The organism is Natronosalvus vescus (assembly GCF_023973145.1).
GTDB classification, from domain to species: domain Archaea; phylum Halobacteriota; class Halobacteria; order Halobacteriales; family Natrialbaceae; genus Natronosalvus; species Natronosalvus vescus.
In genome coordinates, this window is the sequence record NZ_CP099546.1 from 95,613 (window position 1) to 120,411 (window position 24,799).

31 protein-coding genes and 6 pseudogenes are annotated in these 24,799 nt (G+C 55.1%); 18 read left to right on the forward strand and 19 right to left on the reverse strand.

Annotation, left to right across the window (positions count from 1 at the left end):
• Positions 1-17 precede the first annotated feature (17 nt).
• Together NGM68_RS00415 and NGM68_RS00420 are read left to right on the forward strand one after the other, a co-directional pair.
• Positions 18-757 (forward strand): annotated as a pseudogene (locus NGM68_RS00415) (ISH3 family transposase); the annotation flags it as partial.
• Positions 758-1,087: 330 nt separating this feature from the next.
• A pseudogene (locus NGM68_RS00420) lies at positions 1,088-1,941 on the forward strand (IS1595 family transposase).
• Between the two features lie 357 nt (positions 1,942-2,298).
• Here the strand turns inward: NGM68_RS00420 and NGM68_RS00425 are convergent.
• Positions 2,299-3,552 carry an asparagine synthase-related protein gene (locus NGM68_RS00425; protein ID WP_252699696.1) on the reverse strand — a complete coding sequence of 418 codons (1,254 nt, stop codon included), beginning with the start codon at positions 3,550-3,552 and terminating at the stop codon, positions 2,299-2,301.
• Positions 3,553-3,692: 140 nt separating this feature from the next.
• On the opposite strand from NGM68_RS00425, the pseudogene NGM68_RS00430 reads away from it, so the two are divergent.
• Positions 3,693-4,247 (forward strand): annotated as a pseudogene (locus NGM68_RS00430) (transposase domain-containing protein).
• Positions 4,248-4,618: 371 nt separating this feature from the next.
• Here NGM68_RS00430 and NGM68_RS00435 read toward each other — a convergent pair.
• On the reverse strand, positions 4,619-4,930 hold the full coding sequence (locus tag NGM68_RS00435; protein ID WP_252699697.1) for a helix-turn-helix domain-containing protein: 312 nt from the start codon (positions 4,928-4,930) through the stop codon (positions 4,619-4,621).
• 184 nt (positions 4,931-5,114) lie between these two features.
• Here NGM68_RS00435 and NGM68_RS00440 point away from each other — a divergent pair, with 184 nt between their 5' ends.
• The gene (locus NGM68_RS00440) at positions 5,115-5,945 is read left to right on the forward strand and encodes an IS5 family transposase (protein ID WP_252701349.1); all 831 of its coding nucleotides are present in this window, start codon (positions 5,115-5,117) and stop codon (positions 5,943-5,945) included.
• A 122-nt stretch (positions 5,946-6,067) separates the two neighbouring features.
• On the opposite strand, the gene NGM68_RS00445 is transcribed toward NGM68_RS00440, so the two are convergent.
• The 3 genes from NGM68_RS00445 to NGM68_RS00450 all read right to left on the reverse strand — a co-directional run bounded on the left by NGM68_RS00445 (position 6,068) and on the right by NGM68_RS00450 (position 8,001).
• Complete coding sequence (locus NGM68_RS00445; RefSeq protein ID WP_252699698.1) at positions 6,068-7,066, reverse strand: ROK family protein; 999 nt, start codon at positions 7,064-7,066, stop codon at positions 6,068-6,070.
• A gap of 139 nt (positions 7,067-7,205) precedes the next feature.
• Positions 7,206-7,868, reverse strand: a complete 663-nt coding sequence (locus NGM68_RS18280) for an HNH endonuclease (protein ID WP_425493588.1) — start codon at positions 7,866-7,868, stop codon at positions 7,206-7,208.
• Positions 7,846-8,001: a hypothetical protein gene (locus NGM68_RS00450; protein ID WP_252699699.1), complete on the reverse strand. Its 156-nt coding sequence runs from the start codon at positions 7,999-8,001 to the stop codon at positions 7,846-7,848. The genes NGM68_RS18280 and NGM68_RS00450 overlap by 23 nt, the downstream gene beginning before the upstream one ends.
• A 190-nt stretch (positions 8,002-8,191) precedes the next feature.
• Here NGM68_RS00450 and NGM68_RS00455 point away from each other — a divergent pair, with 190 nt between their 5' ends.
• The 7 genes and pseudogenes from NGM68_RS00455 to NGM68_RS00485 all read left to right on the forward strand — a co-directional run bounded on the left by NGM68_RS00455 (position 8,192) and on the right by NGM68_RS00485 (position 12,240).
• Complete coding sequence (locus NGM68_RS00455) at positions 8,192-8,545, forward strand: hypothetical protein (protein ID WP_252699700.1); 354 nt, start codon at positions 8,192-8,194, stop codon at positions 8,543-8,545.
• A 112-nt stretch (positions 8,546-8,657) separates the two neighbouring features.
• A complete protein-coding gene (locus NGM68_RS00460) occupies positions 8,658-8,873 on the forward strand; it encodes a hypothetical protein (protein WP_252699701.1) in 216 nt (71 codons plus the stop codon).
• Positions 8,866-9,753, forward strand: a complete 888-nt coding sequence (locus NGM68_RS00465) for a DUF8008 family protein (protein WP_252699702.1) — start codon at positions 8,866-8,868, stop codon at positions 9,751-9,753. The genes NGM68_RS00460 and NGM68_RS00465 overlap by 8 nt, the downstream gene beginning before the upstream one ends.
• 317 nt (positions 9,754-10,070) lie before the next feature.
• On the forward strand, positions 10,071-10,331 hold the full coding sequence (locus NGM68_RS00470) for an AbrB/MazE/SpoVT family DNA-binding domain-containing protein (protein ID WP_252699703.1): 261 nt from the start codon (positions 10,071-10,073) through the stop codon (positions 10,329-10,331).
• Positions 10,328-10,744 carry a putative toxin-antitoxin system toxin component, PIN family gene (locus NGM68_RS00475; RefSeq protein WP_252699704.1) on the forward strand — a complete coding sequence of 139 codons (417 nt, stop codon included), beginning with the start codon at positions 10,328-10,330 and terminating at the stop codon, positions 10,742-10,744. The genes NGM68_RS00470 and NGM68_RS00475 overlap by 4 nt, the downstream gene beginning before the upstream one ends.
• A gap of 38 nt (positions 10,745-10,782) precedes the next feature.
• Positions 10,783-11,316 (forward strand): annotated as a pseudogene (locus tag NGM68_RS00480) (DUF8008 family protein); the annotation flags it as partial.
• A gap of 369 nt (positions 11,317-11,685) precedes the next feature.
• Positions 11,686-12,240, forward strand: a complete 555-nt coding sequence (locus NGM68_RS00485; RefSeq protein ID WP_252699705.1) for a DUF7342 family protein — start codon at positions 11,686-11,688, stop codon at positions 12,238-12,240.
• Here NGM68_RS00485 and NGM68_RS00490 read toward each other — a convergent pair.
• Entirely contained in the window at positions 12,226-12,585 is a 360-nt protein-coding gene (locus tag NGM68_RS00490) for a type II toxin-antitoxin system PemK/MazF family toxin (protein ID WP_252699706.1), read from the reverse strand. The two genes, NGM68_RS00485 and NGM68_RS00490, sit on opposite strands and share 15 nt — an antisense overlap.
• Positions 12,586-12,858, reverse strand: coding sequence for an AbrB/MazE/SpoVT family DNA-binding domain-containing protein (locus tag NGM68_RS00495; RefSeq protein ID WP_252699707.1), 273 nt, complete (start codon positions 12,856-12,858; stop codon positions 12,586-12,588). It lies immediately after the preceding gene.
• Positions 12,859-12,892: 34 nt separating this feature from the next.
• Here NGM68_RS00495 and NGM68_RS00500 point away from each other — a divergent pair, with 34 nt between their 5' ends.
• Entirely contained in the window at positions 12,893-13,057 is a 165-nt protein-coding gene (locus NGM68_RS00500) for a hypothetical protein (protein ID WP_252699708.1), read from the forward strand.
• A gap of 39 nt (positions 13,058-13,096) precedes the next feature.
• On the opposite strand, the gene NGM68_RS18285 is transcribed toward NGM68_RS00500, so the two are convergent.
• Both NGM68_RS18285 and NGM68_RS00510 read right to left on the reverse strand, forming a co-directional pair.
• Positions 13,097-13,516: an HVO_A0114 family putative DNA-binding protein gene (locus NGM68_RS18285; RefSeq protein ID WP_425493589.1), complete on the reverse strand. Its 420-nt coding sequence runs from the start codon at positions 13,514-13,516 to the stop codon at positions 13,097-13,099.
• Positions 13,500-13,775, reverse strand: a complete 276-nt coding sequence (locus NGM68_RS00510; RefSeq protein WP_252699710.1) for a toxin-antitoxin system TumE family protein — start codon at positions 13,773-13,775, stop codon at positions 13,500-13,502. The genes NGM68_RS18285 and NGM68_RS00510 overlap by 17 nt, the downstream gene beginning before the upstream one ends.
• Before the next feature lie 422 nt (positions 13,776-14,197).
• Between NGM68_RS00510 and mntA the strand changes: the two genes are divergently transcribed.
• Positions 14,198-14,662 carry a type VII toxin-antitoxin system MntA family adenylyltransferase antitoxin gene (gene mntA, locus NGM68_RS00515; RefSeq protein ID WP_252699711.1) on the forward strand — a complete coding sequence of 155 codons (465 nt, stop codon included), beginning with the start codon at positions 14,198-14,200 and terminating at the stop codon, positions 14,660-14,662.
• A 253-nt stretch (positions 14,663-14,915) separates the two neighbouring features.
• On the opposite strand, the gene NGM68_RS00520 is transcribed toward mntA, so the two are convergent.
• The gene (locus NGM68_RS00520) at positions 14,916-15,191 is read right to left on the reverse strand and encodes a DUF433 domain-containing protein (protein WP_252699712.1); all 276 of its coding nucleotides are present in this window, start codon (positions 15,189-15,191) and stop codon (positions 14,916-14,918) included.
• 41 nt (positions 15,192-15,232) lie between these two features.
• On the opposite strand from NGM68_RS00520, the pseudogene NGM68_RS00525 reads away from it, so the two are divergent.
• Positions 15,233-15,436: pseudogene (locus NGM68_RS00525) on the forward strand (DUF8008 family protein); the annotation flags it as partial.
• A gap of 226 nt (positions 15,437-15,662) precedes the next feature.
• Here NGM68_RS00525 and NGM68_RS00530 read toward each other — a convergent pair.
• The 5 genes from NGM68_RS00530 to NGM68_RS00550 form a co-directional block, all read right to left on the reverse strand.
• Positions 15,663-16,118: a type II toxin-antitoxin system VapC family toxin gene (locus NGM68_RS00530; protein WP_252699713.1), complete on the reverse strand. Its 456-nt coding sequence runs from the start codon at positions 16,116-16,118 to the stop codon at positions 15,663-15,665.
• Between the two features lie 3 nt (positions 16,119-16,121).
• Positions 16,122-16,472, reverse strand: a complete 351-nt coding sequence (locus NGM68_RS00535; protein WP_252699714.1) for a winged helix-turn-helix domain-containing protein — start codon at positions 16,470-16,472, stop codon at positions 16,122-16,124.
• 336 nt (positions 16,473-16,808) lie between these two features.
• Positions 16,809-17,117, reverse strand: a complete 309-nt coding sequence (locus NGM68_RS00540; RefSeq protein ID WP_252699715.1) for a hypothetical protein — start codon at positions 17,115-17,117, stop codon at positions 16,809-16,811.
• 404 nt (positions 17,118-17,521) lie between these two features.
• Entirely contained in the window at positions 17,522-18,445 is a 924-nt protein-coding gene (locus tag NGM68_RS00545; RefSeq protein ID WP_252699716.1) for a CPBP family intramembrane glutamic endopeptidase, read from the reverse strand.
• A gap of 5 nt (positions 18,446-18,450) precedes the next feature.
• Entirely contained in the window at positions 18,451-18,828 is a 378-nt protein-coding gene (locus tag NGM68_RS00550) for a hypothetical protein (protein WP_252699717.1), read from the reverse strand.
• A gap of 102 nt (positions 18,829-18,930) precedes the next feature.
• On the opposite strand from NGM68_RS00550, the pseudogene NGM68_RS00555 reads away from it, so the two are divergent.
• A pseudogene (locus tag NGM68_RS00555) lies at positions 18,931-19,221 on the forward strand (helix-turn-helix domain-containing protein); the annotation flags it as partial.
• 37 nt (positions 19,222-19,258) lie between these two features.
• On the opposite strand, the gene NGM68_RS00560 reads toward NGM68_RS00555, so the two are convergent.
• On the reverse strand, positions 19,259-20,524 hold the full coding sequence (locus tag NGM68_RS00560) for an RNA-guided endonuclease InsQ/TnpB family protein (protein ID WP_252699718.1): 1,266 nt from the start codon (positions 20,522-20,524) through the stop codon (positions 19,259-19,261).
• 169 nt (positions 20,525-20,693) lie between these two features.
• On the opposite strand from NGM68_RS00560, the gene NGM68_RS00565 reads away from it, so the two are divergent.
• From NGM68_RS00565 to NGM68_RS00575, 3 genes are all read left to right on the forward strand, one after another.
• Positions 20,694-21,017, forward strand: coding sequence for a DUF7521 family protein (locus NGM68_RS00565; RefSeq protein WP_252699719.1), 324 nt, complete (start codon positions 20,694-20,696; stop codon positions 21,015-21,017).
• A 173-nt stretch (positions 21,018-21,190) separates the two neighbouring features.
• Entirely contained in the window at positions 21,191-21,553 is a 363-nt protein-coding gene (locus NGM68_RS00570) for an iron chaperone (protein WP_252699720.1), read from the forward strand.
• Positions 21,554-21,702: 149 nt separating this feature from the next.
• Complete coding sequence (locus tag NGM68_RS00575; RefSeq protein ID WP_252699721.1) at positions 21,703-21,975, forward strand: universal stress protein; 273 nt, start codon at positions 21,703-21,705, stop codon at positions 21,973-21,975.
• Between the two features lie 430 nt (positions 21,976-22,405).
• On the opposite strand, the gene NGM68_RS00580 is transcribed toward NGM68_RS00575, so the two are convergent.
• From NGM68_RS00580 to NGM68_RS18290, 3 genes are all read right to left on the reverse strand, one after another.
• Complete coding sequence (locus NGM68_RS00580; protein ID WP_252699722.1) at positions 22,406-22,834, reverse strand: toxin-antitoxin system TumE family protein; 429 nt, start codon at positions 22,832-22,834, stop codon at positions 22,406-22,408.
• Between the two features lie 9 nt (positions 22,835-22,843).
• Complete coding sequence (locus NGM68_RS00585) at positions 22,844-23,419, reverse strand: DUF7342 family protein (RefSeq protein ID WP_425493590.1); 576 nt, start codon at positions 23,417-23,419, stop codon at positions 22,844-22,846.
• 205 nt (positions 23,420-23,624) lie between these two features.
• Positions 23,625-24,794: a phage NrS-1 polymerase family protein gene (locus NGM68_RS18290; RefSeq protein ID WP_425493591.1), complete on the reverse strand. Its 1,170-nt coding sequence runs from the start codon at positions 24,792-24,794 to the stop codon at positions 23,625-23,627.
• Positions 24,795-24,799 lie beyond the last annotated feature (5 nt).

The window sequence follows — 24,799 nt, forward strand, 5'->3', positions numbered from 1 at the left end:
AAAAACAATATCGATGTCACATCAATACCACCCTCTACGCGCGTGTGAAGAACACAGTGATTCACATTGGCAATGCTCCGTCTCAAAGACGGCGACACTGTCAGCAGCGGCCTCGTCGAGTTTTTGGGTTTGCTTGACGGTCTCGACGTCAGCGTTAAGGCTTCTACCCTGACCGCGAATTCTACGACAGCAAGTCTCTCACGTTGCTTCAGGCGCATAACCACGCCTACGTGATGCCGATCGTCCGGTGGGGAAAGACGACCAAGCAGGAACTCTCCGACGGCTGGAGTCGCGTCATCCAGCACGACCTGACGGGAAACTCGACGGTTCAGCTGTGACCGTCGAGTTTCCCGTCTAAATCGACTGTACCTACCAGAACGGACGCTACGATGACCATGGGGTAACGCGACACGGCTACGCCGCTGACGCGCCGTTCATTGATTCACCACGTGGGATCCAATATTACTACGCGAAACGCTTCGGTATCTAGACCAGCTACAGGCTGTCCTAACAGAGCATTGTAGGACTTTGACGTAAGATCCGGTGGTACGGCTGTCTTATGTCGTGGTGAATCTACTGTTGAAGATTGTTTGCGGTATCTGCACTGGGAATATGTGGCGACGTCCCGTCGTGGCAGGCGTCGCCTCTGGTCGTTAAAGACGTGCATCAACATGATCCGTCGGGCAGCGGGGACGGCCCTCGTGGTGCGTCAAGCCGTCCCGCAAATCGGCAACTGGAGGACCGATTCCACCGGTAGGCGTAGATCGGTAACGCCCTAGTCGTGAGTGGCCACGCTGTCGCGTCGGCGGCTAACCTCTTCTGACAACGATAGTTCCGGTAGTCGTCGAGGAGAACTGATCTAATCCCGTAACATACGACAGAAACCTGACTTTAGATCGACTCAACTGATGACTCCTTGTGAAGTACTGAGGCTGTATTTACGACGTGAAACGCTTTGAAGGATCGCTCTTCTGTAGGAGATTGTTGATACTGTTCAACTGTCGCTGCGGAATCGAAGAGAGCAAGGACACCGCGTCAACGGTGTCCGTTAGGTATGATTCCGCTCAATGTGTTTGGATAGGAATCGATCGCCACGAACCTGTTGCAGCAGGTTCGCTGGCGTAACGGTGTTACTTGCCCTCGCTGCCGTTCTGACCGAACGGTTAAGAACGGCAGCTATGAGCACTTTCAGCGCTATCTCTGTAAGAATCGCGACCGCACGTTCAACGACAAGACCGGCACGATCTTCGCTCATTCGAAGATGGCACTCAGAAAGTGGTTATTCTCGATTTACGCGTTTCTCCGGTTTAACACGAGTCTTCGCCAGCTTCAGCTAGAAATCGGCGTTCAGTACAAAACGATCCATCAGCGCGTCGAGCGCTTCACGAAGGCGCTCGACGCGCCTTAGATTGACCTCGTCGATCACGTCGAAATCAACGAAGTCTACGTTTCTGCAGGGCTGAAAGGCCGCGAGCGCGACCGACCGTCGCGCTCGCGTGGCCTGTCCACGCGTGGACGAGGATCGTACGAGCAGGACAAACCGCCGGTGTTCACGATCGTTGATCGTGGCACCGGCAACCGGTACGTGATCCCCGCGAAATCAGCCGACGAATCGACGGTTCGGCTCCTTCTCGAGGTTTGCGAGAAGGAGCCACTCACAGTCTATACTGGCGAATTTCGAGCATACGATCCACTAGAGGAGGACGACGCATTCGACCGCGAATACGTCGTCCATGGCGACGGCGAATACGCGGATGAAGACGTCCACGTCAATACCTGCGAGAGCCACGGATCGCGCTGCTGCGACCGTGGCTCTCGCCTCATCGAGGTATCTCTAAAGATAAGCTCACACAGTATCCCCGTGCCTTCCAGTTTCGACGAGAACTACTACGGAAACCTGGGAAAGAAGCGCTCAAACACGCCATCATAGCTATGTTGTGAAATCAACAAAGTGCTACACAAGAGCGATAGACAAAGACCTCTGAATCATCGGATCAGCCCACCCCTACGGTGACTCCCAACTCCACGAAGACATGACTTTCAACGGCTCTGGTCGCCTCGAGAGCATCAACCAGACCAGTTCATCTGCAATGTGGGAATTCAACGTGTACGGTCGGCGATCGATAACCGTGTGTTCGATACCAGTTGCGATATCACCGTCAATGCCGACGCAATGCGAATCGTCAACGTTCGAGGGTGGACATCATGATTTCCACGGGACGAGCGACGGCGTAGTTGCTGGTGCGACGCGAACGTCTGTTACAGACTACGGCAACAACACATATACGACGTAATATATTATTGTCTCTCTTCTGCCTTTAAAAATAGTTCAAGTGATGCAAGTTGACGGATCACATCCGCATTATCGTCGCCGTTGTGATGTGATCTCCAAATGCCGTCAATTTCCAGCCATGATACCCGATCGCGTTTTCTCAGATCAGCTAACTGTTGACCGATGAGATCGCGTAGTTCTGCGGAACGTCGGAGCTCAACGTCCCAATCAAAATGATTCGTCACCCAGGTCGGTTCAGGACGGCCGATCGCCTTTAGAGACTTTTCTCGGAGCAAAAATGTGGCAAGCCGGACTTTTCGGTGATATTCGGAAGCATCTATTGGGAGGCCTGCTTTCGTTTCAGTTGGCACGCCATCGAATAACTCAGGGTATGTCTCAAGTGCGATTTCATGAAACGCTCGGCGATTTCGGCGTTGTTCCCGAGGAAGCGAGAGCATGAATGACAGCCAGGGATCTTCTAGAAACGGTGTCTCAAATTGCCCCTTGAGCGTCGCTGGTTCTTCTATAAAATAGCGTTGACGAACACCGAAATCCAACTGCTCATCATAGCTCAAGACGTCACGTCCTACGGCCGGTTCATCTGGCAGGAGATGGTATGGGTCGAATGAATCCGATGTCAGTTCTGGTAGCACAAGATTTTCCTCAACGAACTTATCAAGCGCAGTATCCCAAGACGCAGACTCGTTTTTCGGAAGCCGTGCTCCTGCTGAGGGATCCCCCATAAAACCAGACCAACAAATGGGATCATCGATATCGAGTCTTTCGAGGGCATATAGTATCGCAGCCACCGCTCGGAAAAGATGAGTGGGTCGTTTGTATGTACTCGCGACATTAATCATGCGATCGGAACTCCACGGAAAATGACTTGGACGGAGGTCGACTGCGTAATTTTCCACACCTGCTATATCGGCCACATGCTGGCCGATTTCATAGTCACCTGTTCCAGGTGTCCCAAACGTGACGGTTATAATCTGATCTCGGTCAACGTTATCGAGGAGCCCTCCGAGAATAAGTCTGGAATCGAGTCCGCCGCTCAGGGGAAGTAGGTGTGTTGCAGTGCTTGAATGCTGATCGACAGAACGCTCAAAGGTCTCTTTGACAACTTCTCTCCCCCTCTTGACTGGATCATTAGTAGATGGATAATTGGCTTGAGCAGCTTCAAGAACGTTTTCTGGAAAATCTACTGTGGGTTCGGGGATATATCGATAACCAAGGAAAGCTTCAACTGATATGCGTTCATCAAACAGATTTGAATCCATACCAGAGTATCATATTGGGGAGCATAAAAGATTGTCCGCCGTTCATAGGCGGTGTTTAGTTTGAAGCTGAAGTGGTGAGGCGGTGGCAGCTTTTGGTGCGTCTGCCGAAAACTGCCAGCCTCAGAGGATCTAGTGGATAGATCGACTTGGAGTTTGTGCAGCGAGAACGGACACCGCGCGAGCTAATGCCGCTCGGTATTCGCCCCCACTTGGCCTATTTATAACTTCCGAATACAGTTCGGAAATTCGAGAGATACGGTGTCGAACGGAGTCGAAAAGCGGTTCATGACTGTGTTCACAAGGCCGATCTTGCGCCGAAGACGGTGGCAGTCTGAAGCACGTTGCACTCGACGAAACCGTGATCTGGATCGATGGTCAGAATACTAGTTGTACGTAGCGGCCCACCCGGTGACCAACCGATCCGTGTACATTCGGCTGTACTCAGCTCGAACGACCACTCATTCGAGATATTTCTTGCGGGATCCATGGAGAAACACGATGTCGAAGACGCCGAATTCTTGATTAATTCGGCCGCCTAGCTGAAAGCTGCACTTCATCGTCGTGGCCTCGAGTTTCGGTACGAACGTCACGGTGATCGCAACAGCATCGAATGTGTATACAGAGAGGTAAAACGTCGAACGTCTATATTTTCAAACCCGTTCAGCCACGTCGATCCAGAGACGGCTAATTCGTAACCCCGAGCATCCGCTCACTGGCAAAATGAGACAAACTAAACACGACCCTGAGGGAGTACCTAACGCGCATACAATTCGATGTCCACACCTATGGACGAGCACTCAAATACTGAGAGATCAACAATACAATGCTTCTTGCGGTTGCGCTCAGCGTCCTTGACTAGCTATACCCTATTGGTGACCGACACGTTACCACCGACGGTCACCAGCCGTATTTGACGAGCATACTCGCATTTCCTGAGTGTTACTCTCACTGCTTCCCACTCCCGCTGATCCGTCGACTAGGAGTTACCGGTCGTATCGAATGGATCGACATCACCCGGCGTTTCGGCATCGTATCGATTCTGGTACGTTCGGATTGGTCGACCAACTCACACCTGTTTTTCGAGGTCGTCGAACGACTGCTTACGCGCTAACTCGGTGATCGTATCCCATTCGAAGTAGCCGTCATTGCGTTCATAGACAGGCGGACTGCCTCCCTGTTCGAGGACGACCCCTAGACTGGTGAACGATCGAAGGTACTCTCGTGTGGTGACCGGATCACAGTCAGCGTGCTCGGCGAGGGTGGCCACCGTGAACGGTTTGTCTGCCTGAGCGATTGCGTCGTACAGCTGCCTTTCGACGGATCCCTTGGGAAACGGGTTTTCGACCGACAACGGGCTGGTGTCCGGGCTCTGACTCATTGTGAGTCAAAGGAGCTAGACTCTGAATAACTCTTTGCCAATAGACTTATGGCTCGTCTCTCACATCAAGGACGCTACATTGGTGATCGCCCACCGGGTAATACACTATGCGGGCCGTGTTTAGACGCCGGACACACGCCGTTTTCACCGGGAGTATGAGTGGATGAGTCTGGAAGCGGCGAGTATGGCCTCTGAACTCGCCCGGTTTACCGACCGATGTGTCGATTTGTCCCAGGATGCAGTCATTGGCGAGCCAGCCCCGGCGGTCAAGAAGGGTGACGGCGGCTATGCTGACTGGGTGATCGTCTCGGTTCACTGCCTCCGCGAGTACCTGAACCAGCCCTACCGCCGGTTGCTCGATATCCTACACGAGATGCCCGGAATTACGGCCAAACTCGGCCTTACGGTGGATCAGCTTCCGGATTTTACTACCGTCTGCACCCGGAAACAAGACCTTGAAATGCGGATCTGGCGAGTGTTGCTCCGGCTGTCGGTCTCTCTGCACGACCTCGGCGACGTGCAAGCGATTGACGCTACGGGCTTCAAACGCCATCAGGCCAGCCTTCACTACGTTCTCCGGGTCGGCTACAACTTTGATGATATCAAGACGACGGCGCTCGTCGATTGTGACACCAGCGCCATCCTCGACATTCACTGCTCGATGAAACAGCCTCACGACACCCAGGTTGGGCGGCAGGTACTTACGAGAAATCTGGCACAGCTGACCACGATCACCGCCGACAAAAGCTACGACTGGGACGCGCTCCGGCACGAACTCAGGGATGCTGGCATCCGCCCGGTAATCAAACATCGTGAATTCTACGCACTAGACAAAGCGCACAACGCTCGCCACGATGAGAACGTCTATCACCGCCGGTCGATCGTCGAGGCGATCTTCTTCGCGTTGAAACATCGGTTCGGCGAGACGTTGCGGGCCAGAACGTGGTTTGGCCAGTTCAGAGAACTCGTCCTAAAAGCCGCCGTCAGAAACGTCGAACAAGCCGTGAGGCGCTAACGCCACTGATCTCATGCGTCTAAACAAGCCCCACTATGCGCAACGTCGTCTCACGGTGTTTACCCAGCCCTTGTCCAACGGCAGCCGGATTCAGATTGGGCAGACCTGAGCTACCCCAACAGTTAGTCCGACGTGCTCGAGGCCGAGTTAGGAACCCCAACTGCCGACTGACTCCCGGTTCGATCACGATACGTTCCCAGTGCCCCATACAGGCCGATTTCCTCACCGAGGGGCGAGAGGGCAAACGTTGGACGTTCCACGAAACAGAACTCCTCGAGGTGGCACTCGATCCCCTCGAGTATCCATTCCTCATTATTAAGCGCGACGCCACCCCCTAAAGTCACCAGCCCCGGGTTAAACGCGTTACAGAGCGCGCCGACGCCAGCAGCGTTGTACCGACTAATCTGCTCTAAACACGCTTGGGCAAAATTATCACCTGCCTGGGCGGCCTCGAAGACAGCTGGCGCGGTGAACCCCTCCTCGTTGGCCACCGTTCGGGTGAACGCACTCTCACTCCCATCCCATTCTTCATCGGTCTCGAGCCGGTGAGCCACGTACCGCGGAATCCCCCGGCCCGAACAAAACGCCTCCCAGGCTCCGGTGACCCCGGTACTCGAGAGGTCGCTGTCCGGGGCTACCGACAGCAGGCCGAACTCCCCGGCCTGGGCCGACTCGCCCCGAAGGGGATGGCCGCGATCGACGACGCCCCCACCGATCCCCGTTCCGAAGGTGAGGTGGATCAGCGAGTCGTGATCCTCCCGTCGTCCGAAATACCACTCGCCGAGGGCCGAGGCCGTACAGTCGTTCTCGAGGTAGACCGGCAGGTCGAAGGCGTCCTCGATCGGCGTCTGCAGGTCGATCTGTTCGATCAGGTCGCCCTCGGGCGTATCGAATTTTCGAATGTGGCCCGCTTCAGCGTCCACCAGCCCCGGTGCAGAGATGGCAACCGCATCGAGCGGTCTGTGCGACTGCAACTCCTCAAGGCGCTCAAGGAGTTGGGTCTCGAGTCGGTGGGCCTGGGTTGGTTCGGTCGAGACGTCAGTTACAAAATCGCCATTCGGTGTGCCGATAGTAGAGTGGAAATTGGTGCTGCCAATCCCGAAGAGAGCCACGAAAGCCATACGGGATACACCCGAATCTGGCATAAAGTTATTTTGGTTGATATAGATTGCACGACGAGCAACTATTGAATGCGAGAATGTCCCGTCACTTTCGATCAAGAAGAACAACGAGATCCTGCCATCAATCCCAAGGATTGGGTCATTCTGAACGCTGCTTGAGATGCTTCTGTGCCTCGGCGAACATTCCCGGCCACGGATCTGGTGCGGTCTCGAACGTCGCTACTCGCTCTCTATATTTCTCCATCCACGTCGCAGCCTCGCCACGCAGTCGTAATATGTCTCGAGACTCGATGCCACAGTCTTGTAATTGCACTTCCGGAGGTAGTCCTTCCAGCGATTGATGGCACGCCTCACAGACCGACAGGAGATTCTGTGGGTCGTGGGGATCTTCCGCCTTCGCTTCGGGAATAATATGGTGGACGTGCAATGCCCGTCCATCTGATGTCTTCTCCCGTCCGCAACGAACACACGCACCGTCCCTAATGCGAACGGCCATGGCAATCCACCGAAATTCGCGTCCACGTGACGTCCCACCCTTGTAGTTTGGATGGCGCTCTCCGGTTTGCAAGTACGTCGTCCAGGCCACACCGCATGACCGAGTGCAGTAGTGATTCCGGTCTGCCTTCCACTCGCGGACGTCCATCGGTGTGCCACACCAGTTACACCGGACAGTCACTGTTGTCTCCTTCTCGTGTGCGGCTGCCATGTGCACACGGAGTCCCTTACTACCCTGGAAATCATCGCCACAATGTGGGCACGTCTTCTGATTGGTAGTCGACCTACTCTTTTTGTTTACTGTCATCTTCGATTACTCGTCCATCCGTATCTGCCTCGATCAACTCGATGAGTCGTTGTTCGAGGCTTTTCGTCCGTGGAACTGTCTCTTTCCACGCGTTCCACGTCTCGTCGTCGACCTGAAATTGATATTTGACCATGCATCCGTTTCGACAGGTTACGCCATTAGCGTTTCTTACTGTGTGTCTGGAATACTTATACTTTGTTAGTCTAACTAAGACTTAGTAAGTACTAAGCTGCTAGCGATCAGAGGTAGAACTATAGGCACAAGCGGCCGTAAGATCTCGGCCCGATGCTGGAACATCGAGCCTTGTGCCTTGGGATAAGGCAATGACGACTACAACGACCACGCACGAAACCGTTTCGGCTGAACCACGAACGAACACCATCCTCGAGCGCCCGGGCTCCCATTACACCTACCTCGGCGAGGACACCGAAGGCGGGCATCACCATCTCAACGAGGAAACGGACACGATCTACGTCACCGACCACCCACCGGAACGCTACCTCCCCACCAACGCCGCAATCTACTGGTTCCGCATCCATGGAGCCCTCGAGCACGTCGAACCCCTCTCCTCACGCTTGGTGCGCGAGTGGGTGGCCTACGTCGACCACGTCCGCGGGTGGACGACTCCACCGCTGCTGATCAACGCCACGTTCCTCCAGGGAGGGTTCAACCGATGACGCCCATCCACATCACCGACGACGGCACCCGACTCGTCCTCGAGCTCGAGCAGCCCATTACACCCGGTGACCTCGAGCGCGCCTACTGCACCCTGCTCGAGGAGGTGGCGCGATGATCACACTCGAGTGGACGCCTCTTGAGGGCCGCCCCCGAAAAGTGGTGTTCGACTCCCAGCCTGAGGGCGCGTGTGCCTGGCTCCGGTGTGAGTACGAACGCCGAAACGGCAGGTGGCGCCTGTGTGGCTGTGAGCCCCTCGCGTCGCTCACGCTCGAGCAGGCGGGCACCGACACGGATCTGACGACCCACCGGGGTGAGGGCGATGTCTGAGGCGCTCACGGCCATCTGTGACCGACTCGAGACGCTCGAGAACCAGAACCACCGACTCACCGACCGCGTCGACGACCTCGAACGCGATCTCGAGCAGACCCAGACGAAACTCGACCAGACACAAACCGATCTCGAGGCACTCGAATTGGAGAACGAACAGCTTCGCAATCGCCTCGAGAGCCACCAGACCGACCTCACCCAGACCACGGCCCTCACCGAGGCCACCCGCAAACGCACGGGCGCCAACAAAACCCGCCTCGCGGAACTCCAGGCGCGCGAACTCGAGAAGGGTGCGCACCTGCTCGCCGACGGTGTCGACCCCGATGAGATCGATATCGTGGGTGACCACCTCGAGCGATTCACCAAGGACGATGGGCAGACCTACGTTCGCCTACCCGATCATGACGACCCGCTCGAGCGCGGTGGCTCGCCGACGCTCACCCACGGCGATCTCCTCCCGATCCAGCAACTCGCTCGGATGGACGACGACATGCTCCGATCCACCACGAACGCCCTGCCCACCAGACTCGCTGCCACGCTGTGGAACGCACGGGTGGACTCGAGTGTGGGTGACAACCCGTGGCAATCGGGCTGCAAGGGTATCAAGGAGTACGTGAAAGCCAGTGACCTCAAACATTGGATCCGCCGCCAAGAGCGCGGTGTCAGTGACGCGTATGCAAAGAAGCTCGTCTCGAGAACCATCGATGCCCTCCTCGACCTCTCACACAATCGAGTGGCCGTCCGGAAACGCACCGAACGAAAGAACGGCCTCGAGTACACTGAACGTCGACTGATCATCCCGATAGATGCAGCAATCCCTGGTGAGACAGGCACCTCGAGTGAGTCCACACCACCGGAGACAGCTGACGTCCTCGGGTAACCATGGACATCCTCGAATAACCTCCCTCGAGAGAGGCCTTACATCTCACACAAATACCTGAACCACGCGCTGGGACGGTCTGTTAGTGGGTTGGTTACTGGACAGTGGGTCGCTCGAGCTGTCCTCGGCAGTCACACAACGAGACACCACCACAGCGGTCACCGAAGACGACGACTGTCCACGGTGAACCACTCCACAGCAATTCCCAGTCGAGTACAGAGAGAGAGAATATGACGAGTCTCAATCACAGGGATCCGTCAGTTTCCTGAACGCTCACCGGTGGGTTCAAGACGCTGCGTAAGGAACCCTTACATAGAATGAGTACCGATCCCGAAGTAACGACGGTCACCTCGAAGGGGCAGATCACGATTCCAAGTCGGCTTCGTGAGCAGTTCGGCCTCGAAAAGGGAACGAAACTGATGGTCGTACCGACGGAGTACGGCCTCGTCTTAAAAAAGATTGATCTTCCATCGGTCGAAGAGTTCCAGAAACGCGTCGAACAACGTGAGAAAAACGTTGAGCTCTCGATGGACGAGGTCAGCCGACTGGTACACGACGCACGAGGCGCTGATGAATGAGAGCTGTTCTTGATACAAACGTTCTCATCTCCTCCGTCATTTCGACCGGCACTCCTCACGAGGTGGTTGTCGCAGGGTTCAACGGTGAGTATCAGATTGTCGTGTCTGTCGCCACGTTGATGGAGTTTCGGGAGACGCTCCTAAAATATCCAGATCGGTTCCAGATGGAGAGAGAAGACGTCCAGAAGGAAGTGGAGACCATCCGGTACTTTGCAGAGTTTGTGGAGCCAAACGAAGAAATCACAGCAGTGGTGGATGATCCTGATGACGATAAATTCTTGGAGGCGGCTATTGCGGGGAACGTGGATTACCTCGTTTCCGGCGACAAACATTTGTTGACTCTCGAGTCGTTCCGAGGAATCGAGATTGTCACCCCACGAGCGTTCTACACACTCCTTTCGGAGGATACCTGAAGACCACGACGAGCCTCGAGGAACGCTAAGCGCGTACCCTCGAGCGCTTCACCAAAGACGATAGTCGGGCCTACGTCCGCCTCCCCGATTACGACGACCCGCTCGAGCGCGGTGGCTCGCCGACGCTCACCTACGGCGATCTCCTCCCGATCCAGCAACTCGCCCGGATGGACGACGATATGCTTCGCTCGACGACCAACGCCCTGCCCACGCGGCTGGCTGCCACGCTGTGGAACGCACGCGTGGACTCGAGCGTGGGCGACAATCCCTGGACGACCGGCTGCAAGGGTATCAAGGAGTACGTCAAAGCCAGCGACCTCAAACACTGGATTCGCCGGAAAGAGCGCGGTGTCAGTGATGCGTACGCCAAGAAACTCGTCTCGAGAACCATCGACGCCCTTCTCGAGCTCTCACACAATCGGGTGGCCGTCCGGAAACGCACCGAGCGAAAGAACGGCCTCGAGTACACCGAACGCCGGCTGATCATTCCGGAGGACGTGGAGATCCCTGGTGAGACAGGGAACTCGAATGAAAACACCCCGCCACCGGAGACAGCTGACGTCCTCGGGTGACCATGGACACCCCTGTATGAACACCCTCGAGAGAGGCCATACCTCTCACAGGAATACCTGAACCACGTACTCGAGCGGTCTGTTGGTGGGTTGGGTACTGGACAGTGGATCGCTCGAGCAGTCCTCGGCAGTCATCGCAGAAGACGGGCTTAGGTCAGCCACCGAAGACGACGACTGTCCACGGCTACAGATCATCGTATTTCCACTACCTCGAGTGGAGAGCAGCCACCTTTGTCGACGGTTAAGGCGAATACCCCATCCTTCAGATCGGGGTGTTGAGGAAGTCGTCACAGCTGCTGTGGCCATCATCACACGACATAATTGGGATAGATACTAAACTATTAGTTCTCGTGGGATGTAGTGTGAGCAATGAGCGATCACTCACGCGCATGGCCTGCGGAGATGGATGCTGGCGACCGCGTCAGGCATGTCGCGTTGACTCGGACGATGCCACGAAACGCCGGCTGGATTGCCGAGGAGGCCGACGTCTCGAGGGATACGGCCGTCAAATATCTCGAGCGGATGGCCGACCAGGGCGAGCTCGAGGTTGTCGAGACAGCTGACGGCACGTGCTACATGCCAGACGCTGTCACTCAGTTTCTCCGCGACGTCCGTACCCTCGCAGAAGAACACTCCGTAGACGAACTGACCAATGAGTTGCGTGCGATTGGTGACGAAATCGACTCGTGGATGTCGACGTACGAGGTCGAGACACTCGAGGAACTTCGCCAGAGTATTGGCCGTGAAGCGCTGTCGGCCGACGATCGGCGTGAGCGTCTCGAAATCATCGAGGAATGGGAGTACAACATCCAGGTGCGGGAAGCGCTGGAGCTTGCCATTAGCCTTCAGCGTTCACTGACGAGACTCGATGCAAACCCACGACTCGAGAGTTTACAAGTCGTGCGTCAATCAAACCGTCTGTAACCCGAGACTGTACTCGAGCGCCGTGTCGACTTCAGATAGTCGTTCGTCGGGAATCGAGCCGATCACGTCGGTGATTCGGTGCTCGATCGAGACAGTTCGGAGCTGGCTACAGAGTGCGATTGAATCTTCGCGTAAGGCGCACTCATCGGCCGAGACGAGCACCTCGAACGGATACAGCTCATCATCAAAAGCCGTTGTGAAAGGGACGACAATGGTGGTGGGGGCGTTCTCGTTGCCGATATCGTTTTGGACGACGAGACAGGGTCGAGTGCCACGCTGTTCTGAGCCGCGGGTCGGATCGAGTGCCACAATGACGATATCGCCACGGCGAATATGTGTGCCCATCTACTCTTCCCACTCGGGGGCCTCACCAAGCTGATCGTTCGCCTCCTGAGAGACACTGGCCATCTCCTCAGTAAGCTCTTGATGGTGCTCGGCACGGCGTCGGTATCCCTCGGCAAGCTCTCCACGCGAAACCGGTTTCTCGATGACGATCTTATCGCCCTCTTCACGGATCGTCACTTCATCACCGCCGTGAATACCGAACGCCTCACGAAAACGCTTTGGCAGGGTCACCTGCCCACGCTCGCCAACCTTCCGTTTCTCTGCTTCGTCCATACATATTCATACCATATTCATACCTATAACGATGATGGTTGCTGAACGCTCCCTCGAGGAGGGGACGATTCTCCATGGCGATGAGACGGTCAAAGCCAGCGATCAGCGCCGCCTCAAAAACCGAGTCGAGGACTCGGAAGCATCTCGCCTCGAAGAACGGCGATCGTTCGTTGATCGCCTCGCAGAAGATGACGTTTGATAGTCTTCTCTTCAAGAATTAAACGTTCTGACGTGTACCTCATGCGTTCGCTTCGTCTCGAGTCACATCAGGAACGTGCAACGGGAGATCCACCTCAAGGGAGTCGTACCAGACAGTTGGTTGCTTATTCCGACCGTCCTGTTCAAAACGGAGCAGATGGAGCGACTCGAGTTCCTCGAGGTTGGTGTGAACTTGGCGGACGTCACGGTCGACGAGCCGGGCTGCCTCGCGAATACTCTTTGGTTCGTGTTGGACTATCGTCCGGAGGAGCTCCAGGTTTTTTGGACGGGTGACACGATGGATATCGTCAGGATCGTCGAAGATCACCTCGAAATGAGGCTCTGGTATCTCACCGCGATCGAGCGCTTGAAGGGCATCTCGTAGCCCACCTTCATCGCCGCTCTGGAATCGGATGTACATTGTTCGGTCGCCGTCAGCTTGGTTACCAGTGTTCTCCATGATCACACACCTCCTGTTTGAATCGGTCGTAGAGTGCTTCCAGACCGCTGAACTCGATATCCGTTGTTTCACCGTTCGGCAGATGTTTGTGGTGAGGTGTTGTCCCGGGGTGATCCGGGAAGTTATCGTATCGGATGATGGTTTCAGCACCAGTGTTGCCATACTGCATCGAGTATTTTACCCCGTCTGGATACCGACCGGATGACGGAACTGCCCACGCCTGTACTTCGGCATACGTCTCGCCAAAGTCCTTCGTCACGTCGATGAGGAGGGTAGCGCCGTCATCGTCATCAGCTATCGACTGTTGTTACTCACCACAACACAATATATGATATGGTTGGGAACAACAAGGCAGAGTTCCCCGGCGAGACTGGGGACTCGAGTGAGCACACTCAGCCACCAGGGACAGCTGGCGTCCGGGGATGACCATGGACACCCCTGCGTGACCACCCTCGAGAGAGGAACTACATTTCACAGGAATCACTGAAACCCACACTCGAGTCGACTGTTGGTGAGTTAATTACTGGCCAGTGGATCGCTCGAGCAGTCTGCGGCAGTCACACGACGAGACACCCAAACCAACAACCGAAGACGACTATCCACGGAAATCCAAACCGATCTGCAAATGCCATCCCGACCGAGTCAAACGATTTTAACGATTCCCTGTGTACATTCGAGGTAATGGGGTCGACACCGCCTTCAGATCACGGCAGAAACACACCTCTCGAGAGTGAAATCGACCTCGAACGTCTCACCCGTGTACTCGAAAGGTATCCGGTTCGCCTCGCGGTTCTGTTCGGCTCGATAGTTCACGGGACGGCTACTGACCAAAGTGATATCGATATTGCCGTCGCGTTTGAGTCTGATCTCGGCCCAGATGAACGACTCGAGCAACGCATCTCCCTCATCGTCTCACTCACTGATGCACTTGGAACCGACGCCATCGATGTTGCTGACCTCGAGGCAATCCACCCTGGTGTTGGCCTGGCGGCGCTCGAAAACGGCTACGTGATTATCGAAAATCCCACCCTCCGCGAACACCTCAAAGAAGACTATGAGAACTCGTATCCAGAAGAGGAGGAAACCCACGAGGAGCGTATGCGTCGGTTTGATTCGCTGCTGAACCGGTTGGAGGGCCAGGTGTGAACGTCTCCTCGCGAGACGAAATTCGCATTCTCGAAAAAGCTGCTTACATCGAAGAAGCACTGACAGTGTTGGCACGAAACCAATCACTCGATACAGAGATTTTTCGGAGTAAAAGACGCCCTTGAACACTCCTCAGTAGAGAATATCTGAGCCTGAGGTTCCCACGTGGGCTTGCTCACAATCCAACGCTCTCAATGGAGATGCTCGAAAATCCGCCCGACGTGCTCGTCGAGCAAGAGATGAATACTCTCGGTCACGAGACCGGCTCTTTCGGCTGCAAGGCATCGTTGCGCACGCGCTCAAACGCCTCCGCGTTTTCCTGTTCGAAGGCTCTCATTTCCTCAATGTTGGCATAATAATACGAGAGGGCTTCGTAAACGGAGGCCAGCGAGATATCGTACTGGTCAGCGACATACGCTGGGGTCTGCCCACCACTGACCACTTTCCCGGCGATGTGTCGGACGCCAATCCGGGTTCCCTCGATCCGAGGTTCCCCGCTAAGGATGTCTTCACCGGCGACGATCGTCATAGTGCTCTAGTCGGGTTGCGTTCGTTTATATGTTTTAGCGAGCCCCAGAATTGGTCTCGCGAACCATCGACGCCCTCCTCGCCCTATCGAACAATCGGGTGGCCGTCCGCAAACGCACCGAGCAAACAAACGGCCTCGAGTACACCGAACATCGACTGATCATTCCGGTAGACGCAGCGATCCCCGTTGAGACAGGCACCTCGAGTGAGCACACACTACCGGAGACAGCTGACGTCTTCGGGTGACCATGGACATTCTTGAATAACCTCCCTCTCCCTCTCACGTACTTCTCTACCAAATTCCGGGGTCGCCAGCGATCTCACGCCACGACCACCCTACAGTACCAATCACGTCTCCCTCACTCGACAGTGACGCTTTTGGCCAGGTTGCGCGGCATATCGATCGACCGACCCAGCCGGTTGGCCACCCAGTAGGACACCAGTTGGAGCTAGACGTTCGCGAGGATGGGCGTCACTGATCTGGGAGCGGTACGTCGGCAGGGACGAGTGTCATGCCAAGGGTGCGGAAGTCAGTATCGAACGCAAAGACGTGATCGATGCCTCGTTTGTCCGCGAGAACCGTCGTCAGATGATCGACCAGCGTGATCTGTTGGTCATCGTACCGTTCGAATTGGTTGCACGTCGCGGCGAACTCCTCTTCATCTGGGTGGATGATGGTGAAGGCAGGCGACTCACGGATCCGAGTGAGGCCTCGTACCGCGGCCGCGTGGTCACGTTTTCGCATCAGGAGCGTTCCGAGTTCGCTGAGGACATGCGACGTCGTATACAGCGGTCGGTAGTGGAGCTGTCCGGCGGCGATCGCATCGAAGACGGCACTCGCGTGATCGTGGCGTGGCGCTTTCTCATCATACTGGGCGTAAAACGCCCCAGTGTCAACGAACAGTGGTGTCGTGCCGGGCCCTGACACGCGTCAGCCCTCGAGTTCGCCGTAAACAACGTCATCAATCTCGTCTTCATCAACGGGCTCATCAGACGCGAAGAGCGCTCCCTTGGAAAAGAAGGGATCGTCGTCGGCGATCGCGCACCTGTCGCTGTCTGTGGTTGTGAGCCACCACACCGTGTTCCGGCCACCGATCTGTTTACTCTGAACGAGATTTCGATCCTCAAGGGCGCGAAGTCGGTCGAGCGTCGTTCGTCGTTCGATCGGGAGATGGTCGGCGATTTCAGCCGTTGACAAGACGGGATCCTCCGTCGAACGGAGAACCGTGAGGATGTCTTCGTCGGTTGCGCGGGGTCTTCGCCCGCTTGAAGAGTTGCTCATGGTATTCCTTCGAAGTGGAACCGCAAAAAGGTACTCCTTAGACGGCCATCCTCTATCCTTTGAAGGCGGGAATAGCAGAAAAATGCGTCAAAAGGGGAAATATACAGTTTTTCAATAACCGTCTAAGGAATGAGACTGGAGTAGTACTCGCTTCTCGGGGAGTTCGGTCTCGATAAAACACCAGCACTGGAACGGGTTATTGGTGGGTTGGTTACTGAACAGTGGATCGCTCGAGCAGCCCTCGGCAGCCACACAAAGAGATACAAGGGAAGCGCGTACCGATGACAACGGCGAGTTGGGTCAGCCGTACATCAGCGATTACACATATCTTTAGAGTCACTCGGCGAGTCGGTGTCGAAGCACGTAGCCGATTCCACCGAGAGCCCCGACGAGGCCGATGATTGGGCCGAAGCCGAGGCCGGATGGGTCGTCGTCCGTGTCGGCCTCTCCCTGTGCGCTATGGTCGTCTTCTACGTCGCTATCGTCATCGTCGTCGCTCGTGTCGTCCTTTCCATCGTCTTTCGGCGGCTCGACGGAGGTGACGGAGACGGTGGTGACCGTTTCGACTCCAACATCGAACTCACCCTCGGCATCGAACGCGTAGACGAACTCGAGCGTCGTCTCCTCACCGCCCGCAAGCGTCACGTTCGTGTCATCGACGACCGCGCCGTCGGCGAGTAACTCGATCGTCTCCGTGCCGGATTCGTCGCCGACGTTTGGTAATCTCGTTAGGGGCGTTACTCGGTGTCGTACTCATCATCCTTCGTCACCAGTCATAGCAATCCCAATAGCTCGTCTCACGAACCATCGATGCCCGCCTCGACCTCTCGAAACATCGTGTGGCCATCCGCACTCGCATCGAGCGGACGAACGACCTCGAAGTACACCGAGCCCGACGGATCTCTACCTCGAGCCAGGTGCGTCGTATGCTATCAGATTCTCTGATCCGCCAGACCAAACGATCTACGACGTCCTCGGCGTCGATGGATACGGCGAATTCGCCGGCGAGATTGAACTGTGGAACCACAACTCCGGTTCGTGGCAGTCCGTTACCGGCGATTGTGAGTTACAGTACGCCGACACGCTCTATGTGTTGTGTCTCGTGACGTTATCGCCGTATTCGTGGCGAAGTCGCGGGTCAAGCGTGGTGTTCCTGTGATCGCAATCAGGAGTGCGATGAGGGTGAGAACGGAGATGCCGATTATCCCACCTTCGCTGGCGACGAGTTGTCTGAGTACTGGATTATCAGTTCCAGCATATCCGACGATCCCGGCCGCATTGAATACGCCGTGAAAGATGGCTGCAGGGAGCACAGACCGGGAGCGAATAACGAGATAGGTGAACAGCGGTGCCATGGCGATACAGGTGATCGTGAAAGCGACGACTCCGATAAACGGAAACGACGGATAGTTGTGCCCGGCGACGATGAGCGGGGTGTGCCAGATCCCCCATACGGTTCCGATTACGAGGGACGCTTTCCAGAAGCCTAGTGGAGCGAGTTCCCACAACAAGTAGCCTCTCCACCCGAACTCTTCACCGAATGCGAGGATCCCGTTGACTGTTGCCCCGACGACGACAATTACGCCCAACGCGACGAGCGTCCAGAACGGCCCAGAAGGGAGGCCAAAGTGTGCTGGAAGGTCGAGCGAGGAGTCAAACGATACACCTGGTACGCCAAGTGAAAGTGCAGTAATTGCCCCGAGAATCGGGAGTGGCAACACTGCAGCAAGAGCGAGCCATCGCCGACTACCGATGCGGAGGCCAACACTCGAAAGCGAGATTCCATTGCGCAGACACACGATTAACCCGGCAATTGCGGGCGTGAACATATAGAGTGGCCCAGCAGCGACGATGTGTATGTCTGCGAGATACGTGATGGTGCTGAATCCCAGGACGAGCGTGGTCAGTATAACCAGAAACTCGGAGAGATTGTGCGTGTTGATGGTGTCGGGTGTTGAGGTAGTTCGGGCCATTTGGATCACAGGTTGAGAACGATGATGATGAGTTGGCTTGTGACGACACCTCCGAGAATCAACAGCACGAAAATGTCGTAGATGGTTCGGAATTCGTCGAAGCGTTCGAGTTCGCTATTTTGTCGCACGTACTCCAGGATCCATCGAGTACAGAGGTACAGAACCGCTACAAGTACCGGAAACGCAACGAGCACGGGGAGCGTCGAGAGATACTCCGGTCCGTAGTGGTGGTAGGTTCCGTACGTCCATCGAATTCGAACGGTACTCCCGAGAGACCCGTACGACGTGACGCTCAATACGATACTTGCAACGACGAGTGCAACCCCTCCGAGTGATGACGGGCGCACCCGGCTCGAATCTGCGGAACTGGTGTGTGTTGCCATGGATGCAGTAACGGGAGGGTTGTGTATAACCGGTCGAGCACGACTTCAACCCCTGTAGCGGTGGTAATCTCTTTAAAAGAGTAGGGTCGAAACTACAGTATCGTGAGTGAGGATGACGATGTCGAACGTATTGCGGCCGTGCTGGAAGATCCGACAGCGCGGAAAATCCTCACTGAGACCAGTACCGAACCCATGTCAGCAACTACCCTGAGCGAACGCTGTGAGGTCTCTGAACCGACGATCTATCGGCGGTTAGAGGATCTTCGAGCGTGTAAGTTGCTCATCGAACAGACACAACTGGATCCTGATCGCGGTCATCATCGAACAATGTATGCGACGAACTTCGAACGACTCACAGTGGAACTCCAGAACGGACAGTTGGAGCTGCAAGTGAACCGCCTCGGGGTCAAGCCCCGAGGCTTCCCGTGGTTTAATCGGACACTCCCACGCGACCATCGGCTTGGTGGCCTCGAACGGTTGCGTGGGTCACGGTCGGCTGGTTCACACAGCCCGATGCCTGCCGTCGCAGTTTCCGAACAACCGGAAGCGTGTTGAGAGCAGGCACATTTCGATTCAACTTCTCCAATCCTTTCTTCGCAATATTCACTGCCGCGTTTCGGTCAGCGTGGTCTTGCCGACCACACGCGTTGCACTTGAACCGCTTCTCCCGGCGATTCGACCGAGTCGTATGCTCACACTTTGAGAAAGAACACGTCTGGCTGGTGTACGCCGGGTCGATGTCATCGCTTGGAATCCCCTCGAACGCCGCTTTGTACGTGACGAACGAGCGGAGTTTGTGAAACGGTAGTGAGTGCAACCGACGATTCATCCGAGTACCGTAATCAATCGAATCTCGCATATGCTTGAGGTCTTCAAACACAACGAGCGGCGACACGAATTGCTGAACCCACTCCACAATTCGCCGGGAGACTTGGTGGAGTTGGTCGTGAACGTATCGTTCCTCTTTGTCCTCGAACACGCGGTCGAACGCTGTCTGGCCAGCGTTTTGCATCCGCTTGCGCATCGTGAAGTATCGATGACGTTCTTGCTTGATTTCGGGGTAGTCGATGACAACCGAATCAACAATGTCATCTTCACGAAGGGCTGAAAGAGCCACGCAATCTTCGTTGATGTCTACGCCTACAATGGTCTGAGCGTCGTGTTTGTCTTGAACCGTGGCTTCGAGATGAGTAACGTTGACGTGTAGTTCGTGATTTCCGTTGCGTGCCATCGCTTCGGCGGTTCCGATACGCCACTCGTCACGTTCGAGGGCGTGTTCGAGGAGTTCGAGGGTGTCTGGTGCGCCACGAAGTGTACCTTTCACCGGATTGTACGGCTTGGCACTGATTCGGTAGTGTATCCCGTTGTCTTTGCGTGTGAGATTGTAGCCTTCAGTGAAGTTCATTCGCAACGGGTATGGCCCAGTTTTCTCGTGACTGGGTGTGTTGTAGTCGTCGCGGTTGTAGGACTGCTGAAGTGCATCAAGTGCTTTAGCGACAATGCGTTGCGTGGTGTTCTTCACGAGGTCTGCCTCGTCTTCAAGACGTGGTGAGATGTCGTCCCAGTCCATCCCGTTTTTCGCTAATTGGATGGTCTGGTTGTACACCCAACGCGCTTCGTGGTACGCTTCGGAAAGAAGTCGCCCGTTATCGGATTGAAGTTGGAAGACGAGTGTCTTCGTAAGCGACTTCTCCATACCCTAATCGACGGACTCGGGTGTTGTAAAGGTATGGATTAGCGTTGATAGGTTAGGCGTTGTCGGCTTCATCTCGGGGTCAAGCCCCGAGGCACTCGCCTTGAACCGCCTGTAGATCGCCGCGAAGATCCTGCCGACCGGTTCACCAGGTTAATCGAGGGGATGTGAGATGAATTTTCCAATCCTGCAACTCTTGGAACCTGCGATGCCACCGGACTGGGTAATTCTGTTCCAGCAAGCAACCCAGATCCTGAGCGTGATTATCGGTGTGTTCATCGCGTACCAGGCCTACCGCGGCTATCAACGGAACGACAGCCGACCGATGTTTTTCATCGCCCTCGGATTCGTGCTTGTGCTTGCCGTTCCCTTCTGTATATTCCTCCTGTATTGGGCATTTCCAACTATCCCCATGACAGCCGTCATCGTGACATCACAGCTGAGTCAAGTGTCCGGGCTGATTGCAATACTGTACGCCCTGTGGATGCCAACGTGAAAGCAGGAGTTGCAGATCGTTCGTTCTCTTGAAAGAGTCTGAACACGATCTCTCCAGAGTGACCTAAATATTAGGTGGTATAGGCGAAGCGTCACTCAAGAGACGGTTCACGCGGGACTTGCCGAGTTCATTAAGAAGGAGAGACCCATTATGGGGATCACGGTGACTGTGGAATGTCAAAGCCAACAGACGTCGATTCATACATTGTCAATGCGGACAAAGAAGCCCGTCCGACGCTCGAAGAACTCCGCGAGATTATCAAATCGACTGTTCCAGAAGCAGAGGAAGGAATAAGCTACAACGTGCCGTTCTATACATTTCACGGCACTCACGTTGGGTTTACCGCGTTCAAGAACCACGCTACCTTTGGCATTGGTGCAGACGCCCTTCGGAGTGAAGACCGCAAAATGCTCGAAGAAAAAGGGTACAAAACCGGAAAAGAGACCATACAAATCAAGTACGGTCAAGCGGTGCCGACTACAGAGATAACGCAACTTCTGGAAGCGAAAGTCGAAGAAGCCAGAAAAGCACAGTAACCGAGGCGTCGCCGTTCGAAATACAGAGATGTTCGCATCTCGTCACGTTGACGGACGGAGTAGCTCTCCGGCTTGAATACGAATTAGTGATGCATTCGCGCTTTAAAAACTGTCTATAGTGTTATCCTCTAGCAAGGCGTATCGATAGCATGTCAGTACTTGTAGCGGTCGATATTGATCAGGCACCACAACGTCCTATCACCGTCGGATATAATCTGGCAACTGCATTAGACGAGACGTTGATCGTGATGTACGTGATGCCTCAAAAGGAGTATGACGAACAGCGAAACAGTAGAGACGAGCTCCCTGAGGAGATCAGCCAGCAGGAATTTACGCTTGACCAGGCAATAGATTCCGCAGCACAACTAGCGGCTACGACCGTCGATGAGAGAGAGCCTGCCGTGGAAACAAGCAGGCGATGACTCGCCACAGGACGGGAGCCGTTGTGACACGGCCACGACTCACCGTGAGCAGAGCGTACCAGCGCAGATGACACTCACGACCTACGAGGAGTCGAAACCCACTGCCAGCGTTCACGAGACCGACGGTCTCGTGCAGCCCGCCAGAACCGAAGGTTCTGGAGACGACGACTGACTGGCATTCCCACCGTGTGGGAAGCCCCGTCGTTCACGACGGGGAGGATGTCACAGTAGGTGTATGTGAACCTTCGAGATAATCCTGCCAATTATCTAAATCGTGATTTTACTAATTGAGGTTATCAACCTTGAATCTCAGTCAAGTCTCAATCTGTGTGGGAATCCTGGCCTTCGAAAATGGTTCATGAGGGCGTGAATCCGGGTTAATGAGGAATATGCTGCTCGCACCGAGACACAAGAGATCGTAGGGAGTCAATCACCGTTCGGTGTGTTCCCAGACTTCACCAAGTCGGATGTCAGTCTCTGTTAACACCATCGTTACGACATCGAAAAAGTCAGTAGGGTATTTTCTGTCAACGGCATCCTCTGTCCGGGCCTGTGGTGGCTGGTGGTAGTGATCTCGAGTATTGTGTGGGTTGTCGTGGCGATCCCATCTGACCATCCAGTCTCCACCCGACCTGACCTCTCGATAAATCACGTTAAAATCACCATTTTGATAAGTTCGAAGCCCGAGGTCAACGCGGCGTATCTCTTCAGGGAAGTATACATCGTCAAACTGTGCGACGACTGACTCTGGTTTCTGTCGTGGAAACACACGGACAGTGTCGATTAGCGTCAATGCACCGAGTCTCTGAGCAACTTTACGCAACAGTGCCTCATCAAGCGTCTTCTCGTCAGTATTCATTTCACGAAATCACGCCGGAGCTTGCGCACTCCCGTTCTGGTTTTGCCGTGCTTGCTCGAGTTCTCGAATCCGTCGCCGAACCGTCTGCCATTCCTGGAGCTCCATCCAGACCGATTCGAGATCGGTGTAGTCCGCGTGCTCAAGGGCGTCAACCTCTCCAGGCCCGTCAGCGTCGTATCGGTCACGGTAGTCACGCTCGGTGGCAGTAAGTTGCTCTAGCTCCTCTTCTAATTTCTCAGGAGGATGTGCCTGGAGACGCTGGATGCGACGCCATTCGAAGTATGACTCATTTCGACTGAACTGATCCGGAGATTCACCATCGTGAGTCAGCATGCCGATTTCTGTGAACCACCGCAGATACTCGCGGGCGGTTTCCTTTGAGACGTCTGCTCGGTCTGCAACGATTGCGACACGCGTTGGTTCATACAATTGAAGTGAAACGGCGTACACGCGCTCTCTCGTCGACTGCTTTTCTCTCTGCTGTTCCCACTCCTCAGCTAGTTTGGGTGGCCGGTCTGAGTCACCATCCGAACTCATAGTTGTGTACAAACAAGAGCTGAAGACGCATATAATTTGCCACCGCATAATATATTCAGCACTGTCTCGAGATGTGATCTTGCCATCCCTATGTGAACTCTACGACGTTCTCGGCAAAAGTGGGAGTCAGTATGTAGAAAATATCTGGGAGGTGATATAGCCCCCTCCAAATTCCGAATAACGCCGGCCGGCCGGTGTCTGCAAGCATTTTCGGCGTTTCTACCTCAAGACCGATACAAGACTCGCTCTTGCATCACTCTTTTTGAGGACAAACCTGCCGCCATACCTTCTGCCACAGCGAGAGCGAACGTCCCGCATCTGACTGGCGTCTTCTTTTCTCACCACTATTCGAATTACCAACCTGAATTTCGTCGTTTCGCTTGACACTCCTCTCAAACTCACTAATCAATTGGTTCTTCTCCTCGAGAGTGGCCTCGAGTTCTTCGACCCGCTTTTCGAGGATTTTGTTCTTCTTCTCGAGGTATTGTTGGTGTCGTGTAGTCGATGGCTCACTTCCGGCCCTCTGATCCGTTTTCCCGTCTCGAACCCGTGGCTCATAGAACTCGCTCGTATGCTCAACAGCACGCTCGAGCGTCCGTTCCCCATAGGTACTGCCATCGCCGTAATGGACATCGTCCCACTTCGCTCGAACCAACCCAGAGTGTCGAAACAGTCGATCCATCTGGTGGTGATCACCTCCCGTCCAAAACGCCAGCAGACAACAGAGCGCCATATCGGCCTCTGAGTGGCTGTCATATCCGACAGTCGAGCCACTCCAGAGCCGTTCGAACTTCTCACCGTTGGAGGCTGCTCGCGCTTTCTTGAGGACTTCCTTATTTGAGAGAGTACTCGAGACGCTCTCATCACTCCTCGAGGTTTCTCCTCCACTCGAATTCTGATCGACGTGCTCACGATGAACCATCTCGAGTTCTGGCTGCCTGGACTCGATTTCCGTTGGCAACCCAGGAACGTGTTCGCCAGTCACCGTGAAATATCGAGCACGATCGTAGAGTTCGATTTTACCGCGCCGATTCCTGCCTGGTGGGAGTTCACCGTCAACGATGACGTGATACCCAGTCCCCGACGGAGAGACTTCGGTATACGAATCGAGCTGCTGGACAATCGACTTCATCTCGGGATCCGGACGTCCTGTCTCCGGATCTCGACAGTCATCAAGATCGATCCCGACGTACGGATCATCCTCCGTGAACACAAATCCAATTCCGTCACAGCCCCCCGCGTGGACATACTCGAGGGCACTCTCGAAATCCCTCCAGGTACTATCGTCCGTCGAAGAGCCGAAAGCCCCGGTCTGTGGATCGATCGGGATCTTAGTTGACTTTCCATTTCGCTTCTCGCTTCGCCAACAGAGCCACTGGTCTCGAGCCCGCATCGCTTCTGGAATTGCTGTTTCGTCTATCATGGGAA

What these genes read in the sequence shown, in the direction of transcription:
- NGM68_RS00425 (WP_252699696.1), bottom strand. Translation starts at nt 3,552, where the DNA reads ATGGATTCAAATCTGTTTGATGAACGCATATCAGTTGAAGCTTTCCTT.
- NGM68_RS00435 (WP_252699697.1), bottom strand. Translation starts at nt 4,930, where the DNA reads ATGAGTCAGAGCCCGGACACCAGCCCGTTGTCGGTCGAAAACCCGTTT.
- NGM68_RS00440 (WP_252701349.1), top strand. Translation starts at nt 5,115, where the DNA reads ATGGCCTCTGAACTCGCCCGGTTTACCGACCGATGTGTCGATTTGTCC.
- NGM68_RS00445 (WP_252699698.1), bottom strand. Translation starts at nt 7,066, where the DNA reads ATGGCTTTCGTGGCTCTCTTCGGGATTGGCAGCACCAATTTCCACTCT.
- NGM68_RS18280 (WP_425493588.1), bottom strand. Translation starts at nt 7,868, where the DNA reads ATGACAGTAAACAAAAAGAGTAGGTCGACTACCAATCAGAAGACGTGC.
- NGM68_RS00450 (WP_252699699.1), bottom strand. Translation starts at nt 8,001, where the DNA reads ATGGTCAAATATCAATTTCAGGTCGACGACGAGACGTGGAACGCGTGG.
- NGM68_RS00455 (WP_252699700.1), top strand. Translation starts at nt 8,192, where the DNA reads ATGACGACTACAACGACCACGCACGAAACCGTTTCGGCTGAACCACGA.
- NGM68_RS00460 (WP_252699701.1), top strand. Translation starts at nt 8,658, where the DNA reads ATGATCACACTCGAGTGGACGCCTCTTGAGGGCCGCCCCCGAAAAGTG.
- NGM68_RS00465 (WP_252699702.1), top strand. Translation starts at nt 8,866, where the DNA reads ATGTCTGAGGCGCTCACGGCCATCTGTGACCGACTCGAGACGCTCGAG.
- NGM68_RS00470 (WP_252699703.1), top strand. Translation starts at nt 10,071, where the DNA reads ATGAGTACCGATCCCGAAGTAACGACGGTCACCTCGAAGGGGCAGATC.
- NGM68_RS00475 (WP_252699704.1), top strand. Translation starts at nt 10,328, where the DNA reads ATGAGAGCTGTTCTTGATACAAACGTTCTCATCTCCTCCGTCATTTCG.
- NGM68_RS00485 (WP_252699705.1), top strand. Translation starts at nt 11,686, where the DNA reads ATGAGCGATCACTCACGCGCATGGCCTGCGGAGATGGATGCTGGCGAC.
- NGM68_RS00490 (WP_252699706.1), bottom strand. Translation starts at nt 12,585, where the DNA reads ATGGGCACACATATTCGCCGTGGCGATATCGTCATTGTGGCACTCGAT.
- NGM68_RS00495 (WP_252699707.1), bottom strand. Translation starts at nt 12,858, where the DNA reads ATGGACGAAGCAGAGAAACGGAAGGTTGGCGAGCGTGGGCAGGTGACC.
- NGM68_RS00500 (WP_252699708.1), top strand. Translation starts at nt 12,893, where the DNA reads ATGGTTGCTGAACGCTCCCTCGAGGAGGGGACGATTCTCCATGGCGAT.
- NGM68_RS18285 (WP_425493589.1), bottom strand. Translation starts at nt 13,516, where the DNA reads ATGGAGAACACTGGTAACCAAGCTGACGGCGACCGAACAATGTACATC.
- mntA (WP_252699711.1), top strand. Translation starts at nt 14,198, where the DNA reads ATGGGGTCGACACCGCCTTCAGATCACGGCAGAAACACACCTCTCGAG.
- NGM68_RS00520 (WP_252699712.1), bottom strand. Translation starts at nt 15,191, where the DNA reads ATGACGATCGTCGCCGGTGAAGACATCCTTAGCGGGGAACCTCGGATC.
- NGM68_RS00535 (WP_252699714.1), bottom strand. Translation starts at nt 16,472, where the DNA reads ATGAGCAACTCTTCAAGCGGGCGAAGACCCCGCGCAACCGACGAAGAC.
- NGM68_RS00545 (WP_252699716.1), bottom strand. Translation starts at nt 18,445, where the DNA reads ATGGCCCGAACTACCTCAACACCCGACACCATCAACACGCACAATCTC.
- NGM68_RS00550 (WP_252699717.1), bottom strand. Translation starts at nt 18,828, where the DNA reads ATGGCAACACACACCAGTTCCGCAGATTCGAGCCGGGTGCGCCCGTCA.
- NGM68_RS00560 (WP_252699718.1), bottom strand. Translation starts at nt 20,524, where the DNA reads ATGGAGAAGTCGCTTACGAAGACACTCGTCTTCCAACTTCAATCCGAT.
- NGM68_RS00565 (WP_252699719.1), top strand. Translation starts at nt 20,694, where the DNA reads ATGAATTTTCCAATCCTGCAACTCTTGGAACCTGCGATGCCACCGGAC.
- NGM68_RS00570 (WP_252699720.1), top strand. Translation starts at nt 21,191, where the DNA reads ATGTCAAAGCCAACAGACGTCGATTCATACATTGTCAATGCGGACAAA.
- NGM68_RS00575 (WP_252699721.1), top strand. Translation starts at nt 21,703, where the DNA reads ATGTCAGTACTTGTAGCGGTCGATATTGATCAGGCACCACAACGTCCT.
- NGM68_RS00580 (WP_252699722.1), bottom strand. Translation starts at nt 22,834, where the DNA reads ATGAATACTGACGAGAAGACGCTTGATGAGGCACTGTTGCGTAAAGTT.
- NGM68_RS00585 (WP_425493590.1), bottom strand. Translation starts at nt 23,419, where the DNA reads ATGCGGTGGCAAATTATATGCGTCTTCAGCTCTTGTTTGTACACAACT.
- NGM68_RS18290 (WP_425493591.1), bottom strand. Translation starts at nt 24,794, where the DNA reads ATGATAGACGAAACAGCAATTCCAGAAGCGATGCGGGCTCGAGACCAG.